We start from the raw sequence: 14752 nt of genomic DNA on the forward strand, positions 1-14752 counted from the left end.
GAGATATGATTTTCATAGAGTATTATATTTTAAGAAGAAAGAAAATTATTTGTATTCAGAACCTACAGGCTTGATATTGATTAGTTTTTACAATGAGTTAGGAGATGGTTTTCACGAGAGGATAGATAAACGTGCATTATTAATGTGTTAAGTGATTGGGCTTTAGAAGCTAGGAAAAAGATTGAAGTATATTACAAAGATCAAGTTGTAGGAGCTTGCCTTGCTGACATGATAGTAAAGGAAGGATAATTATTGAGCTAAAGGCAGTTGAAAAATTAGCTCGCAAATACGAGATACAGCTTGGTTTACTTCATATTTTTGTACTTAGGCCACAATAGAAGAGAAAAGTTTTCACAAAAAAATATCATACAGAATCATTAATTTCTGTGTAATCAGCGTCAAAAAATGGAAAAAGACCCGAATATAGAACTACGATCAGACGAAGTAAAAGAGATACTTGGAAGAGTTCCAAACTGGATTATTAGAAGTGGAACTACTTTGTTTTTTATCGTGATTGCTGCCCTTGTTATTGGTAGTTATTTTTTTCGATACCCTGATATAATTAATTCCAAGTTGATTCTAACCACATTAAATCCACCTGCCGAATTGGTGGCTCGATCCAGTGGAAAGATACAGGAATTGTATGTAAAGGATAATGAAGAAATAAAAGAGGGAAGCTTATTGGCGATTATTGAAAATCCTGCTTTTAATGAGGATGTTTTTGCTTTAAAAGAAAAACTGGAAACATTTCAAGCTCATATTACGGGAAGCGAGGATATTGATGCATCTATGATAGAAGGACCGTTTAGGTTGGGAGTTGTTCAATCTTATTACAATATATTTTTAAAGTCGTGTGCGGATTATCAGCGCTTTTTTGAGTTGGAGTATTACGACAGAAAGATTGACTCCTATAACAAGCAAATCAGTAAATACAATATGTATTACAATCGTCAGTATCAGCAAAAGAAAATTTTGGAAAGTGAATTGGCCATTACTAAAAAACAATACGAAAGAGATTCTTCGCTATATGAAAGGGGCGTAATTGCGCAGCAAGCGTTTCAAAATTCGAAGAAGGTATATTTAGAAAGTTCATACACTTTTCATGGTGCACGATCTGCCTTAGCTTCTACACAAATTAACATTTCGGATGTAGAACAGCAGATCATTGATTTGGAATTAAAGAAGGAAAGTGAAAGGAAAGATCTTCAAAATTTAATGATACAATCTTTTGATCAGCTAAAGGCTCAAATAGATATTTGGGAACAAAACTATCTGATACGAACACCTATAGATGGTAGGGTAAGTTTCAATAGATTTTATACCTCAAACCAGAATGTTAAGGAAGGGGAACGTGTTTTTACGGTACTTCCGATTGATTCGACTAAAGTTGTAGCAAGGGTTGAGTTAGGTATTACCGGAGCGGGTAAAGTAAAAGTCGGGCAAAGGGTGAATATTAAATTGGATAATTATCCATATTTAGAATATGGCATGCTTGAAGGAACCATACGATCGATTTCAAAAGTTCCCGAAGATCAGAAATATAGTTTGGATGTGGATTTTCCGAAGGGATTGGTAACCAATTATGGGATTGAACTTGAATTTGCTCAAAAAATTGAAGGGAATGCTGAAATTATTACTGAAGATCTGCGATTGTTACAAAGAATTTTTAATCCAATTCGAGCCTTGTTAAAAGAGAGGTTATAAGTCGGGATATTTTTTTATAGATTCTTAATAGAAGCGCTGCAGTGAGAAACTATATGCAGCGCAATCACATTCATATAGGTACATAAGAAAGTGTATGGATTCCTTCTTAATTATTTGTAGTTTTGGTTTTTTTACTAAGCAAAGCTATTATTTAAAAGATGAAGATAAGAGTTCTGATCATTTTTATTCTGCTAGATATTGCAAGTGCTGCTGCACAACAACAGGTAGAACCATTTAAGACCCACAACCAGAGTCCGTTGATTCATTTTTTTGGTATTCCAAATAGTAGTGGAGGAAATGTTCTGTCGAAAAAGCAGTTTATCTTCAGCAATTGCCTTAATATAGCCAATAATGCTACCTCTTCCCAATTGCAAGAGGAAGCCATTTATTTGGATGGGGAAATGTACCGAAACGATTTGTTTTTTCGTTATGGTGTAAGTAATAAGTTACAGGTTGAAGTAAATGTACCTTTAATTCGTCACTCAACTGGTTTAATGGATCCGTTTATCTCAGGATGGCATGAAACATTTGGATTACCTGGAAAATCGCGTGAAGTAATGTCTAATCACAATCTTACCTACTTATATCGTGAAAATGAGACCACGCATTTGTTATTGGACGAAGGAAGGCTTGATATTGGGGATATTGCAGTACGTTTGACTACTCCGATCCTAAAAAAAAGCTATTTTCAGTTATCTTTTAGTACATCTTTTAAACTGTCAACCGGAAAAAAGGATAATTTGATAGGTAGTGGTACAAATGATGTGAGTTTTAACCTTTCCGCTTCCTCTTTTTCTAAGCAAAATGAACAAACTTTTACTTGGTTTTATTCACTAGGATATTTGCACATTGGCTCAGGGGCGGTTTTGAATGATGTGCTGAGTAATAATGTGATATTTGGGAGTATTGGGACGGCTTATCATTTAAGTAAGAGGTGGATTCCTAAGGTGCAGTTTGATTTTCACACTGGGTTTTACAAAGGATCAACAACGCGACAATTGGGGGAGGAGTCGATTCAATTGGTAATAGGAACAGATTTTTCCTTATCGAAAAAATTGAATTTATCGGCGGCCTTTTCTGAGGATTTAATTGTTAATACAGCACCTGATTTTGTTTTACAATTTGGGGTTTCATATCAACTTTAATATCAAAAATTATGAGCATTATAGGAAATATTATTTGGATTGTTTTTGGAGGAATTTTAATTTTCTTTCAGTATTTAATTGCCGGATTAGTAATGTGTTTCACCATTATAGGAATACCATTCGGAATTAAAATTATGCAATTGTCGATTTTGGGATTGGCTCCTTTTGGTCAACGGGTGCAATACAACGATAATGCCGGTGGGTGTTTAAGTACCTTATTAAATGTGATTTGGATATTTATTGGAGGAATTTGGATTGCCTTAACTCACCTTTTATTTGCCTTACTATTTGCGATCACCATTATTGGAATTCCATTTGCAGCTCAACATGTAAAACTTGCGGGATTTGCTTTAACACCTTTTGGGAAAAGCATAGGATGAAAAAAACTAAACTTCTTAAAAAGAAATATCCCGGCCGAAGAGGCACGGGATTTTCACAAAATACTTAAACAACAAACACTAACATAAACGTTCCTAACGCGTATGAGTTACAAATATGAGAAGAATAATTTGGAAATAAAAGCTATTGAGAGCTTATAATGTCTAAATTATCAAATACTTAGGTCGAAAACGTTTGTGTTGTCCTTATTTATTTTCAATTTAAATACTACTAGATCTTTTTTACTCAAAAAACAAAAATGCTCCACGTGGAACATTCCTGTTCTTTTTTTATTTCATTTTCAGAAGATTGCTTATTTAAGGCTCAATGATATTATTCTGATACCTTTGCTTTTTTAACTAAAACATTACACAAAATTGAATCCTCTTAAGAAACTTGCAGGCGAAACGGCAATTTATGGTGTTAGCTCCATTGTTGGCCGATTTCTAAATTGGCTGTTGGTTCCCTTATACACCTATATTTTTGCACCCAACGAATATGGAATTGTTGCCAATTTAATGTCGTACGTTGCTATCTTCCTGGTTTTACTTACCTATGGAATGGAAACTGGATATTTTCGCTTTGCGAACAAAGAAGGTAAAGCTGATATTACTTTTAGCACAGGTTTTTTAAGTTTATGCTTATCGACAATTGTTTTTTGGATATTGATTCTTGTATTTGTCAAGCCTCTGTCAGACTACCTTAGCATTGCAGACCACAAAGAATATCTGTTATTGCTAGCAGCAACTTTGGGGTTTGATGCCATAACAGCTTTGCCTTTTGCTAAGCTCCGCTTGCAAAACAAAGCGTTTAGATATGCGGGCTTAAAATTGATTAATATTTTTACAAATTTGGGAATAAATTTGTTTTTCCTTGTTTTATGCCCGTGGATTAATATAAACTTTCCTAACATTCCGATTGAAACAATCTGGAATCCGCACATTGGGGTTGGTTATATATTTATTGCTTTTTGTGTGGCCTCACTTCTAAATTTCATTCTTTTATTGCCTGATTTTAAGTTTGTAAGTTTTAAATTGGATCTTGGATTGTTCAAAGAGCTTTTATCTTACTCTTGGCCAATCCTTGTGGTTAGTGTGTGTGGACAAATTAATTTGAATTTGGATAAAATGCTAATGCCAAATTTAATTCCAGCCAAATTAGATCCGATGTATCAAACCGGAATTTATGCGGCGAATTACAAACTTGCGGTAATTATGACCCTCTTTATTCAATCATTTCGGTATGCATTTGAGCCATTTTTTTTCGCACAGGCTAAAAAGGAGAATTCAAAACAAATTTACGCTGATGTTCTAAAATATTTCACTGTGTTTTGTTTATTGATTTTTTTAGGCGTAATGTTCTATATCGACATCGTAAAACTTCTTATAAAATCGAGTTATCACGAAGGATTAAAAATTGTTCCTTATGTTCTTTTGGGTAATTTATTCTTCGGTGTTTTCTTTTCACTATCGCTTTGGTACAAATTAAGTAATAAAACCAAATACGGTGCCTTATTGGCAATGTCAGGATCAATAGTAACCATCCTTATAAATATTCTTCTTGTCCCTAAAATGGGATATCAGGGAGCAGCTTATGCTGTTTTGATTTGTTTTGCTATGATGATGGTGGTTTCGTATTTATTGGGGCAAAAACATTATCCGATCCCTTACGACATTAAAAGGATTCTTTTCTATTTTCTTTTTGCGATGATTCTTTTTGCCATTGGCACCCAAATAAACATCGATAATCAATGGTTAAGAATGCTTGTAAAGACGCCTCTTTTATTTGCCTTTATTGGGCTGGTAATTCATAAGGAAAAGTTGTGGGGAAAGATAAAAAGCTGGGTAAATAAGTAACTCCTATTGGTAGAATTTGGATGCTCCTTAATACCGCAATTACCTTTCATAAGAGATATGAATAGTGTATCTTAGCGAATCGATAAAAATTAGCATCAAACCTTAAATTATAGACAAATGAAAGTGAAAATCGTTAACAAATCGAAACACGGTTTGCCAAAATATAGTACGGACTTATCAGCAGGTATGGATTTAAGAGCCAATATCAACGAACCTGTTTTTTTAAAATCTTTGGAAAGAAAGTTAATACCCACGGGTTTATTTATTGAGTTGCCGGCTGGTTACGAAGCTCAAATTCGACCTAGAAGCGGTATGGCATTAAAGGAAGGGATCTCAGTTTTAAATACTCCTGGCACAATCGATGCTGATTATCGTGGAGAAATAGGGGTGATTCTGGTTAATCTTTCGAACCAACTTGTTGAAATTAATGATGGGGATAGAATCTGTCAGATGGTGGTTGCAGCTCACGAAAAAGTGATATGGGAGGCTGTTGAGGAATTGGAAGTATCTGAACGAGGTGAGGGAGGATTTGGACATACAGGCAAAGCTTAATCGTTAAAAAATATTAAATCCGATTGATTGTAAAGTCTAAATCTTAAATTTGAAGCGAATTTATTTTATACAACACTACTACAAATTTTAAACAATGAAGATTATTGTACCTATGGCAGGTATGGGGAAACGAATGCGTCCTCACACCTTAACAGTGCCAAAACCGTTAATTCCTATTGCAGGAAAACCTATTGTGCAACGTTTGGTTGAAGAAATTGCTAAAGTTTCGAATGAAAGCATAGAAGAAATTGCTTTTATTATTGGAGATTTTGGCAAGGATGTTGAAAAACAACTGAGCGATATAGCTCAAAATATAGGTGCCGAATGCAGCATTTACTATCAAGAAGAGGCCTTGGGAACGGCTCATGCAATTCACTGTGCAGCGCAATCTCTATCGGGGCATGTTGTTGTTGCTTTCGCAGATACTTTGTTTAAAGCAGATTTTGTACTCGATTCAGAAGCAGATAGCGTAATCTGGGTGCAGAAAGTTCAGGATCCATCGGCGTTTGGGGTTGTAAAATTGGATGCTGAGAATAGAATAACTGATTTTGTAGAGAAACCAAAGGAGTTTGTTTCTGATTTGGCAATTATAGGAATTTACTATTTTAAAGATGGTGAAAACCTAAGGTGTGAATTGCAGTACTTGTTAGATAATGAAATTCTTGTGAAAGGGGAATACCAGTTTACTGATGCCTTGGAAAACATGAAAAACAAAGGATTGGTTTTTAAGTCAGGTCAGGTTATTGAGTGGATGGATTGTGGGAATAAGGATGCAACGGTTCATACAAACCAAAGAATTCTGGAATATCATAAGGACGATGAACTGGTTTGTAATTCATCGATTATTGAGAATTCAGTAATCATTCCTCCATGTTATATCGGCGAAAACGTAAAAATTGAGAACTCTATTGTAGGGCCTCACGTTTCGGTTGGTGCTGGAACAGTAGTTAATAATACATTGGTTCGCAATACAATTGTCCAACGCAATTCTAATTTAGAGCATTTAAATCTGGAAAATTCCATGATAGGAAATCATGTAGAGATTCAAGGGGATGTTTCTGAACTGAATGTTGGTGACTATGCGAGCTTTTCAAAATAGATAAAGGATGAAGGTGGGAAGAAAATTGTTAATGACAATATTGTTAGGGTCTTCTGTTTTTTTGGGAGTGCCTTTACATGCAAGGAATATCAAGTCAATAAAGAAAGATAAACTTCAAAAGGAGGTTAAACTAACCGAGCAACAAAGGCTTGAGTTTGATTATGCTTTTGCCGAAGCAACTAAAGCAATCCTACTTGGAGAGATAGAAAAGGGTATTTCGATGTATGTTTCCTGCCTTAAAATTGATCCATCGAGTGCGGTGGTTCGATATGAGTTAGCAAATGTTTATTTAAGCAAAGAGAATTATAACTCAGCTCTTGAATTATCCAGGGGGGCGGTGGCACAGCAGCCTCGTAACCTATGGTATCAAATTCAATTGGCTAATATATACCAGCAAAAAGGAATGATTGATCATGCTTGCAAGGTGTATGGTGAATTAATTGAGATGTATCCTGATCGTCTTGATTTTTTTTATTTGCAGGCTGCTTTATTTGCATCAGTTGAAAAGTTTGAAGAAGCTGTTGAAGTATATAATCGTCTGGAGAAGAAAGTAGGGATTCAGGAAAGTGTTTCGCTTGAAAAAGAGAGGTTGTACCTCAAAATGGGAGATAAAAAATCTGCTTATTCCGAAGTTCAGATGCTTATCAAAAAATATCCATATCGTGCTGATTTTTACGGAGTGTTAGCGGATTTATATCTAGCGGATAATGAAGAAGAAAAAGCCTTTAAGCAGTATCAGGAAATCTTAAAAATAGATCCTGATAATGGATTGGTTCATTTTTATCTGGCGGATTTTTACAGAAAAAAAGGCGAAATCGATAAGGCCAAAGAGTCCTTATTAATAGCTTTCGGCCAAGAAGAGGTTCAGGCTGATCAAAAAATTCAGTACCTGATTGCGATGCTCATGGCTCCGGATCAACCTGAATTATCAGATGATTATTTAAGGTCATTACTTGACATTCTTGTTAAGATTCATCCTGGTCATGTGCGGGTTCATGCATTATATGCCGATTTTTTAAGAAAAAGAAAAGATAACGAAGGAGCCAAACATCATCTTCAAAAAGTTCTGGAAGATGATAAATCAAACTATGTTGTTTGGGAGGAGTTATTATTGATCCATAATGAATTGTTAGATTTCGATAGCATGCTTAAGTTAAGCTCAGAAGCTTTAGCCTATTTTCCAAGTCAGCCCTTACTATATATTTTTAAAGGTGTTGCGGAGGCACAGAAAAATGATTTCAATACGGCCATAAGTACTTTCGAGAAAGGGATAATCTACGTTGGTGATAATGTTCGCTTGCGCATCCAATTTAAAAGCTACATGGGAGATGCATATTATCAGACAGGAGAGTTTCAAAAGGCCTTTAAATCATATGATGAAGTTTTGCTATATGATCCTGAAAATGTGATCATACTAAATAATTACAGCTACTATTTGTCAGTGCGAGGTGAACATTTAGAGAAAGCAAAAGAAATGAGTTTAAAGTGCATTGAATTGGAGCCTGAAAACCCAACTTATCTGGATACTCATGCTTGGGTTTTATATCGTTTGGGAGAATACAATGAAGCAAAAAAAATAATGGAAAAAGCACTAAAATTTGGAGGTGACGATTCTGCAGTGCAGGTTGAGCATTATGGTGACATTCTATACAGACTTGGTGAAGATGACAAAGCATTGGAAGAGTGGAAAAAAGCCTTAGAATTAGGTGAAGGATCGGAATACTTAGCTGAGAAGGTAAAAACAGGATCAATTCCTGAAGAAGAGAAAGATGAAGAGTAAATTAAATTCAAAAATGTATTTGGGAGCCATGGTTTTAATCATGGCTTTTATTCAGTTTTCGTGTAAAACAAGATATGAACTTGGTGTGATAAAGGCAAAACCAATGTCTGATTCAAAACTGTATCGGCACATGTTGGACAGTAGTCTTCATTACGAAACTTTGTTTATAAAAAAATTCTCAGCAAATTATTCGGTCGATGGAGTAAAAAAGAGTTTTAAAGGCGCAATTAAAATACAAAAAGATAGTTTGATTTGGATTACCATTACGGCACCTATAGGAGGACTTGAGGTTGCGAGATTAATGATTAGCCAAGATTCGGTCAAAATGATTAACCGAATGAAAAAGACTTATTTTGTGGATGATTACGACTTCTTTAGGGATCACTTAAACGTAGATCTTAACTTCGAGTCTCTTCAGGCCATCATCACTAACTCTGTTTTTCAGGCCACAAATAATGATAAGGAAAAGTCATTTATTCGTGGGTTTAACGGACGTATTGTTGATAATATGTATGTTTTTACATCTGAAAAATCCCGAAAAGTTGATCGTAAATTAAGAAAAGATAAGTTAAGAAAACTTAGCAGATTTGGTTACCAGAGAATTCAAATTGATCCTGCTTTAATGAGAATTACCGATGTATTGGTAAAAGATTTTGATGACTCAAGGGATGTTAATGTAAAATATCGCGATTTTAAAATGTTTGAGGATAGAAAATTTCCTCAGCGATTGAGTTTCGAGGTGGCTGATCCGAAACATTTATTATATTGTAGTGTTAAATTTAATAAGATTGCTTTTGACGAAAAGCTTAAGTTTTCTTTTAAAATTTCAAGTAAGTACGAAAGAATATATCCTTAATTTATAAGATGCGTGTGTTAAAAATAAGATCCTCATTTATCATTATTTATTTATTGCTTGCACTGATAAGTGGTTCTGTAGATGCTTTTTCACAGATTAGTATGTCAACTCTCAAGAAGAGAAAAGAGCAGAATGAAAAGGACATTGCCTATACCAATACGCTCATCAATAAAACGATTAAAAATAAAAAAGTAAGTTTAGGCAGATTGAATTTATTGAATCAACGAATTCGATCACGACAAGCTCTTATTATCTCAATTGAGAGTGAGGTATCGCACATTGGCAAGCAAATCCGTCAAAAAAATAAGGATATTGAGAAGCTGGAAAATGAGCTAGCCAAATTAAAGACTCAATATGCCAAGGTAATTATTTATGCGCATAAGCAGAGAAACTCATATGAGAAGTTAATGTTTCTTTTGTCTTCTAAGGACTTTAATCAGGCCTATAAGAGATACAAATACCTACAACAATTTTCTGAATACAGCAGAAATCAAGGTAAATCAATTGGAAATAAAAAAGAATCTTTAGCGGCAAAAGTTGTAGAGCTCAACAAAGTTAAGAAAGAGAAGGAGGAGCTTTTGTCCCAAAAAAATCAAGAAAACCTAAAGTTATCAGAAGAAAAATCTCAGCAGACAGCTTTGGTTCAGAAACTAAAAAAGCGTGAAAGGCAATTGCGCGATGATCTAAGAAAACAGAAAAGATACTCACAGAAACTGCAAAAGGAAATTCAAAAAGTAATTGAACGTCAAGCTTTATTGGCAAAAAAGTCTAGCAATTCATCAGGTAAATATGCGATTACCCCCGAGGATAAAACGCTTTCTCTATCTTTTGATAAAAATAAGGGAAAATTACCTTGGCCAACAAAAACTGGATTTATTTCTGAAAAATTTGGAGAACATCCACATCCAGTTCTGAAACATGTAACTGTTCGAAACGATGGTGTAAATATTACTACGGATGCACAATCGGAATGCAGGTCGGTTTTCAAAGGCGAGGTGACCCATATACTTTCTATGCCTGGATTAAATAATGTGGTGATTATCCGACATGGAGAGTTCTTCTCGGTCTATTCGAATCTTGCTTCGGTAAATGTGAAGAAGGGTGATGTTGTTCAATCGAAAGAAAAGATAGGAGTTGTATATACTGATAATTCTCAGGATCAAACGGTTCTTAAATTTCAGTTGTGGAAAGGAAGCACCAAATTAAATCCAGCGCTGTGGTTGTATCGTAACTAGTTTTATTGCGTACAGGTAAGAAATGGAAAATAATCAGAATACTTTAATTGCGAAGCTCGATCGCTTTATTCGTAAATATTATCAGAATCTACTACTACGTGGATTTCTGTTGTGTCTTGTATTGTTTTTCTCTTATTTCTTTCTCATCTCGTTTTCTGAGTATTTTCTTTACCTGTCTGTTGCAATGCGGACCTTACTGGTTAGTTTAACGGCTATTTTTATTGTGGCATTGATTTTTCAGCTTATAGTTCGTCCAATTGTAGGTCTGCTAAAAGTCGGCAAGCGAATTTCTTATCGGCAAGCGATTGAAATTATCTCCAAACATTTTCCTGAGCTTAAGGATAAGTTGATCAATACGCTAGAGTTATCAGTTCAAGCTTCTAAAATTAATCAAGACGAAAATTCGTTGCTGTTAGCAAGTATCAATCAGAGGATTGACTCAGTAAAAATTATCTCTTTCCGAAAAGCAATTTCTTTCAAGGCCAATATTAAGTATCTGAAGTATTTATTTGCTGTTATCTCAGTGCTGATTTTTGTCCATTTGTTAATTCCGGATATGTACTCTAACAGTACGGAAAGACTTCTTAATTTTAACATCAAATATACTCCTCCTGCTGATTTTACATTCCATTTGGACGATTGGTCTGGCATAGCTACTAAAGGGGCGGATTTCTCCTTAAAAGCGCATACAGAGGGGAAGTATATTCCGAAAGAGATATACTTGGTAACAGATAATTCCAGGTTCTTAATGAAAACTGAAAAACTCGGAAATTTTTCATATTTGTTCCGGAATATCAATTCCAATATTTCATTTCGACTTCAATCTGGGAATATAATTTCTAAAGAATTTCAAATCAAGCTAATTTCGAAGCCAAGCATTAAAAAATTTTCTATTTTGATCAAATCACCGAGCTATACAAAACTGCCTTTACGCACTGAAAAAAACATTGGAAATGTCAGTGTTCCAATGGGTTCTGTTTTGGAATGGGTGTTCGAAACAGACTTTTCAAGTGCAGGAGAATTGATTTTTTCTGATTCACTAAACCCTACACCATTAATTTTGGAAAGAAATTCGTTTAAATTTTCTAAAAAAATCAATGAAAAGAGTTCGTATAGAGTTTTTCTAATGAATGATGATTTTAATAGATATTCTTATGCCGAATACAATATTGATATCATTCCAGATTTGTATCCCCAAATAAAAATTTCAAGCATTCAGGATTCAATTATTGAATCCGGATATTATTTCTTAGGACAAATTAAAGATGATTATGGATTCTCAAAATTGAGATTTGTTTATCAAATAGAAAATCAAACGCCAACCTACATTCCCATCTCTGTTGATCCAAATTTAAGTTCACAGGAATTTTTCTTTTCGTTCAATTTTGCCAATGAAAATTTTGAGGATGGGAGTAATATCAAGTATCATTTCGAAGTATTTGATAATGATGGAATCAATGGATCAAAAAAAGCAATTTCACGAAGATTCAATTATTACATTCCTGATTCAAACCAACTTTATGATTTAAACGCTGCAATTCAAGATAGTATTAATAGTAAAATTAACACCGGAATGCAATTGAGCGAATCGATAAAAAAGGATATTCTTCGTATGCAAAGAAATGTTTTAAACGGATCGTCGGAAAAATGGCAACAGAAGCAACTCCTAAAAGGGATTGGGGATAAGAAGAAGCAACTGGATGAATTACTCCATGAAGTAAGGAAACAGAATGAGCGTAAGAATCGTCTAATGAATTCTTCTGGTGTTCTAAAGGAGAAACAAGCACAGATCGAAGAACTGTTAAAAAAAGTAATGGATTCTGATTTGCAGAAACTATTCAATGAGTTTAATAAATTAGCTGAAGATCTAAAATCTGAGGACATAAATAAACTTGGCAACCAATTAAAAATGTCGGTACATGATTTTCAGAAGCAGTTGGATAGAAACCTACAATTACTTGAAAGGTTCGAGATTGAGGTTCGAGTGGAGAAGCTGACGGACAGGATTAATAAGTTGGCTGAGGATCAGGAAAATGCTTTGGGAAAAGAATCTAGAAATCTTGAAATGCTAAACGAAATTCGGTATAGTAATAAGGAACAATGGGAAGAAATTACAAAAGACTTGGACGATGTTTTAGATCAGAACTCTTTCAACCATCAACCATATGATTTCGATCAAGATATTAGCAAAAAACAGGAAGAAATCAATGAAATGATTGAAGAATCTGGTCAGTTGTTGCAAAATAGAAAAGTGGGCAAGGGTGTAAAAAATATGAAAAAAACATCCTCAAAGCTCAAGAGTTTTGCCTATAAATTAAAAGAAAGCATCTCCAATGTCACTTCTGCTCAAAGGACTGAAGACATAGGAAATTTAGTTTTGCTGATGAACAATTTAATTGAGTTTTCGTTTAAACAGGAAGATGCATTAAGTCGCTTTAAGAGAGTTGGGTATTTGAATCCATTATATACCCGAATGATAGAGGAGCAAGGTGAGTTAAAAGAAGAGTACAATTTGATTCAGGATTCATTACTTGCATTATCATCAAGATCACCACAGGTTGCGTCGATGATTGGAAATAGACTATTGAATATTGAAAATGAATTGGAAAAGGTAATTGAGGAAGCTAGTGAAAGGCGAAAAGTTCAATCTGCAACAGCGCAACAAAAAGTATTAGCCGACGTTAATGAATTGAGTGTATTTCTATCTGAAGCTTTAAAACAAATGATGGAACAAATGGCTAATGCTATGCCTGGCGATCAGTTAGGCGATAAAAAACAGGGGCAGGTGTCATTCTCCGGACTCAAATCTCAGCAACAATCTTTAAAAAATATGCTGAAAGAATTAATTTCCGAAATGAAAAATGGTAATTTAGAAAATAGTTCAAAAGTGAAGTTTGGAAAGCTTTTACAGTATCAGGAAATGTATCAACAAAGTTTAAATGAATTGCTTCAAAATGGAAGGTTGGGAAACGAAAGTGAAAAAATCTTACGTGAAGTTGCCAAAATGATTGACCAAAATGAGTCTGACATTTCTAATTTTTCAATAAATTCGTCAATGATATTTCGACAAAATCAGATTTTTTCAAAATTATTAGAAGCCGAAAATGCCCATAGAGAAAAAGATTTTGATAAGAGACGTGAAAGTAAGACAGGAAATATTTTAAAATTGAGTAACCCTAGAGAAATATTTGAGTATAAAAGAGTACGAATAAATTATGAGGGCGTATTTGATGACTCAAATATAATACTGTTTGACTATTATAATAAGTTGTACTTGGATTATATGATAAAACTAAATAATGACTAAATCTGAAAACTTGTTGGTATTTCCATCTGAATTAGAGAACATAAGTAGGGTTGAAAGATTGATTGACGATATTTCATCTTCCTACAATTTAAGCTCGGAAATTTACGGTAAAATTTCTGTAGCTATTATTGAAGCTGTAAATAATGCAATTTTACATGGTAATCGATTGGATGTCTCAAAGAATGTAAAAGTTGAGTTCAATATTGATGATGAAGCTATTCAGTTTATTATCGAAGATGAAGGAAGTGGATTTGACTTTGAAAACATTCCAGATCCAACCCTACCTGAAAATATTGAAAAAACGCATGGTCGAGGGATCTTCTTAATGAATCATCTGGCTGATGATATTGAATTTTGCGAAAATGGAGCATTAGTTGATATGAAATTTAGATTTGCCTAAATGTTGATTACATATAATTCGTGTGAAACAGAAATTCCCGCGATTGATCAAAAACGCATAAGCGATTGGATCAATCGCGTTGTAGTAAATAATGGGGGGGAAATAGGAGAGGTTAATTATTATTTCTGCTCAGATGATTATCTACTAAAAATGAATCGTGAGCACCTAAATCACGATTATTATACTGATATAATTACCTTCGATTACACAATAGCCAATATCATATCAGGTGATCTTTTTATAAGTGTCGATACTGTTAGAGACAACGCAAGCCAATACAAATGCGAATATTTAGAAGAACTCTATCGTGTTATTATCCATGGTGTACTTCATTTGTTGGGAATTAACGATAAAACAGATGAAGAGCAGACTATTATGACACAAAAGGAGGACGAATCATTAGTATTACTTTCCAAGATTGATTAACTTTGTTCAATTTT

General features: G+C 34.2%; 12 protein-coding genes. All 12 read left to right on the plus strand.

Going from position 1 to position 14752, the window contains the following annotated elements:
- Window positions 1-405 precede the first annotated feature (405 nt).
- Complete coding sequence (locus ACO05S_RS08375; protein ID WP_421921057.1) at window positions 406-1704, plus strand: HlyD family secretion protein; 1299 nt, start codon at window positions 406-408, stop codon at window positions 1702-1704.
- 158 nt (window positions 1705-1862) lie between these two features.
- A complete protein-coding gene (locus tag ACO05S_RS08380; RefSeq protein WP_421921058.1) occupies window positions 1863-2849 on the plus strand; it encodes a DUF3187 family protein in 987 nt (328 codons plus the stop codon).
- An 11-nt stretch (window positions 2850-2860) separates the two neighbouring features.
- Complete coding sequence (locus ACO05S_RS08385; protein ID WP_421921059.1) at window positions 2861-3229, plus strand: YccF domain-containing protein; 369 nt, start codon at window positions 2861-2863, stop codon at window positions 3227-3229.
- A 375-nt stretch (window positions 3230-3604) separates the two neighbouring features.
- Window positions 3605-5083, plus strand: coding sequence for a polysaccharide biosynthesis C-terminal domain-containing protein (locus ACO05S_RS08390; protein WP_421921060.1), 1479 nt, complete (start codon window positions 3605-3607; stop codon window positions 5081-5083).
- Between the two features lie 117 nt (window positions 5084-5200).
- Window positions 5201-5635 (plus strand): dUTP diphosphatase, encoded by a 435-nt coding sequence (gene dut / locus ACO05S_RS08395; RefSeq protein WP_421921061.1) that lies wholly within the window; start codon window positions 5201-5203, stop codon window positions 5633-5635.
- 94 nt (window positions 5636-5729) lie between these two features.
- Window positions 5730-6734, plus strand: coding sequence for a sugar phosphate nucleotidyltransferase (locus ACO05S_RS08400; protein WP_421921062.1), 1005 nt, complete (start codon window positions 5730-5732; stop codon window positions 6732-6734).
- Between the two features lie 7 nt (window positions 6735-6741).
- Window positions 6742-8514, plus strand: coding sequence for a tetratricopeptide repeat protein (locus ACO05S_RS08405; RefSeq protein ID WP_421921063.1), 1773 nt, complete (start codon window positions 6742-6744; stop codon window positions 8512-8514).
- The gene (locus ACO05S_RS08410) at window positions 8504-9370 is read left to right on the plus strand and encodes a DUF4292 domain-containing protein (RefSeq protein ID WP_421921064.1); all 867 of its coding nucleotides are present in this window, start codon (window positions 8504-8506) and stop codon (window positions 9368-9370) included. The genes ACO05S_RS08405 and ACO05S_RS08410 overlap by 11 nt, the downstream gene beginning before the upstream one ends.
- A gap of 14 nt (window positions 9371-9384) precedes the next feature.
- The gene (locus ACO05S_RS08415) at window positions 9385-10605 is read left to right on the plus strand and encodes a murein hydrolase activator EnvC family protein (protein ID WP_421921065.1); all 1221 of its coding nucleotides are present in this window, start codon (window positions 9385-9387) and stop codon (window positions 10603-10605) included.
- A 22-nt stretch (window positions 10606-10627) separates the two neighbouring features.
- Window positions 10628-13912: a DUF4175 family protein gene (locus ACO05S_RS08420; protein ID WP_421921066.1), complete on the plus strand. Its 3285-nt coding sequence runs from the start codon at window positions 10628-10630 to the stop codon at window positions 13910-13912.
- The gene (locus ACO05S_RS08425) at window positions 13905-14312 is read left to right on the plus strand and encodes an ATP-binding protein (RefSeq protein ID WP_421921067.1); all 408 of its coding nucleotides are present in this window, start codon (window positions 13905-13907) and stop codon (window positions 14310-14312) included. Before ACO05S_RS08420 ends, ACO05S_RS08425 begins: the two co-directional genes overlap by 8 nt.
- The gene (gene ybeY / locus ACO05S_RS08430) at window positions 14313-14738 is read left to right on the plus strand and encodes an rRNA maturation RNase YbeY (RefSeq protein ID WP_421921068.1); all 426 of its coding nucleotides are present in this window, start codon (window positions 14313-14315) and stop codon (window positions 14736-14738) included. It begins immediately after the preceding gene.
- The last annotated feature ends 14 nt before the right edge of the window (window positions 14739-14752 follow it).

Origin of the sequence: Marinifilum sp. (genome assembly GCF_965230805.1) — a bacterium.
Classification (GTDB): Bacteria; Bacteroidota; Bacteroidia; order Bacteroidales; family Marinifilaceae; genus Marinifilum.

Coding starts and splice junctions, on each gene's coding strand:
- ACO05S_RS08375 (WP_421921057.1), top strand. CDS start 406: ATGGAAAAAGACCCGAATATAGAACTACGATCAGACGAAGTAAAAGAG.
- ACO05S_RS08380 (WP_421921058.1), top strand. CDS start 1,863: ATGAAGATAAGAGTTCTGATCATTTTTATTCTGCTAGATATTGCAAGT.
- ACO05S_RS08385 (WP_421921059.1), top strand. CDS start 2,861: ATGAGCATTATAGGAAATATTATTTGGATTGTTTTTGGAGGAATTTTA.
- dut (WP_421921061.1), top strand. CDS start 5,201: ATGAAAGTGAAAATCGTTAACAAATCGAAACACGGTTTGCCAAAATAT.
- ACO05S_RS08400 (WP_421921062.1), top strand. CDS start 5,730: ATGAAGATTATTGTACCTATGGCAGGTATGGGGAAACGAATGCGTCCT.
- ACO05S_RS08405 (WP_421921063.1), top strand. CDS start 6,742: ATGAAGGTGGGAAGAAAATTGTTAATGACAATATTGTTAGGGTCTTCT.
- ACO05S_RS08410 (WP_421921064.1), top strand. CDS start 8,504: ATGAAGAGTAAATTAAATTCAAAAATGTATTTGGGAGCCATGGTTTTA.
- ACO05S_RS08420 (WP_421921066.1), top strand. CDS start 10,628: ATGGAAAATAATCAGAATACTTTAATTGCGAAGCTCGATCGCTTTATT.
- ACO05S_RS08425 (WP_421921067.1), top strand. CDS start 13,905: ATGACTAAATCTGAAAACTTGTTGGTATTTCCATCTGAATTAGAGAAC.
- ybeY (WP_421921068.1), top strand. CDS start 14,313: ATGTTGATTACATATAATTCGTGTGAAACAGAAATTCCCGCGATTGAT.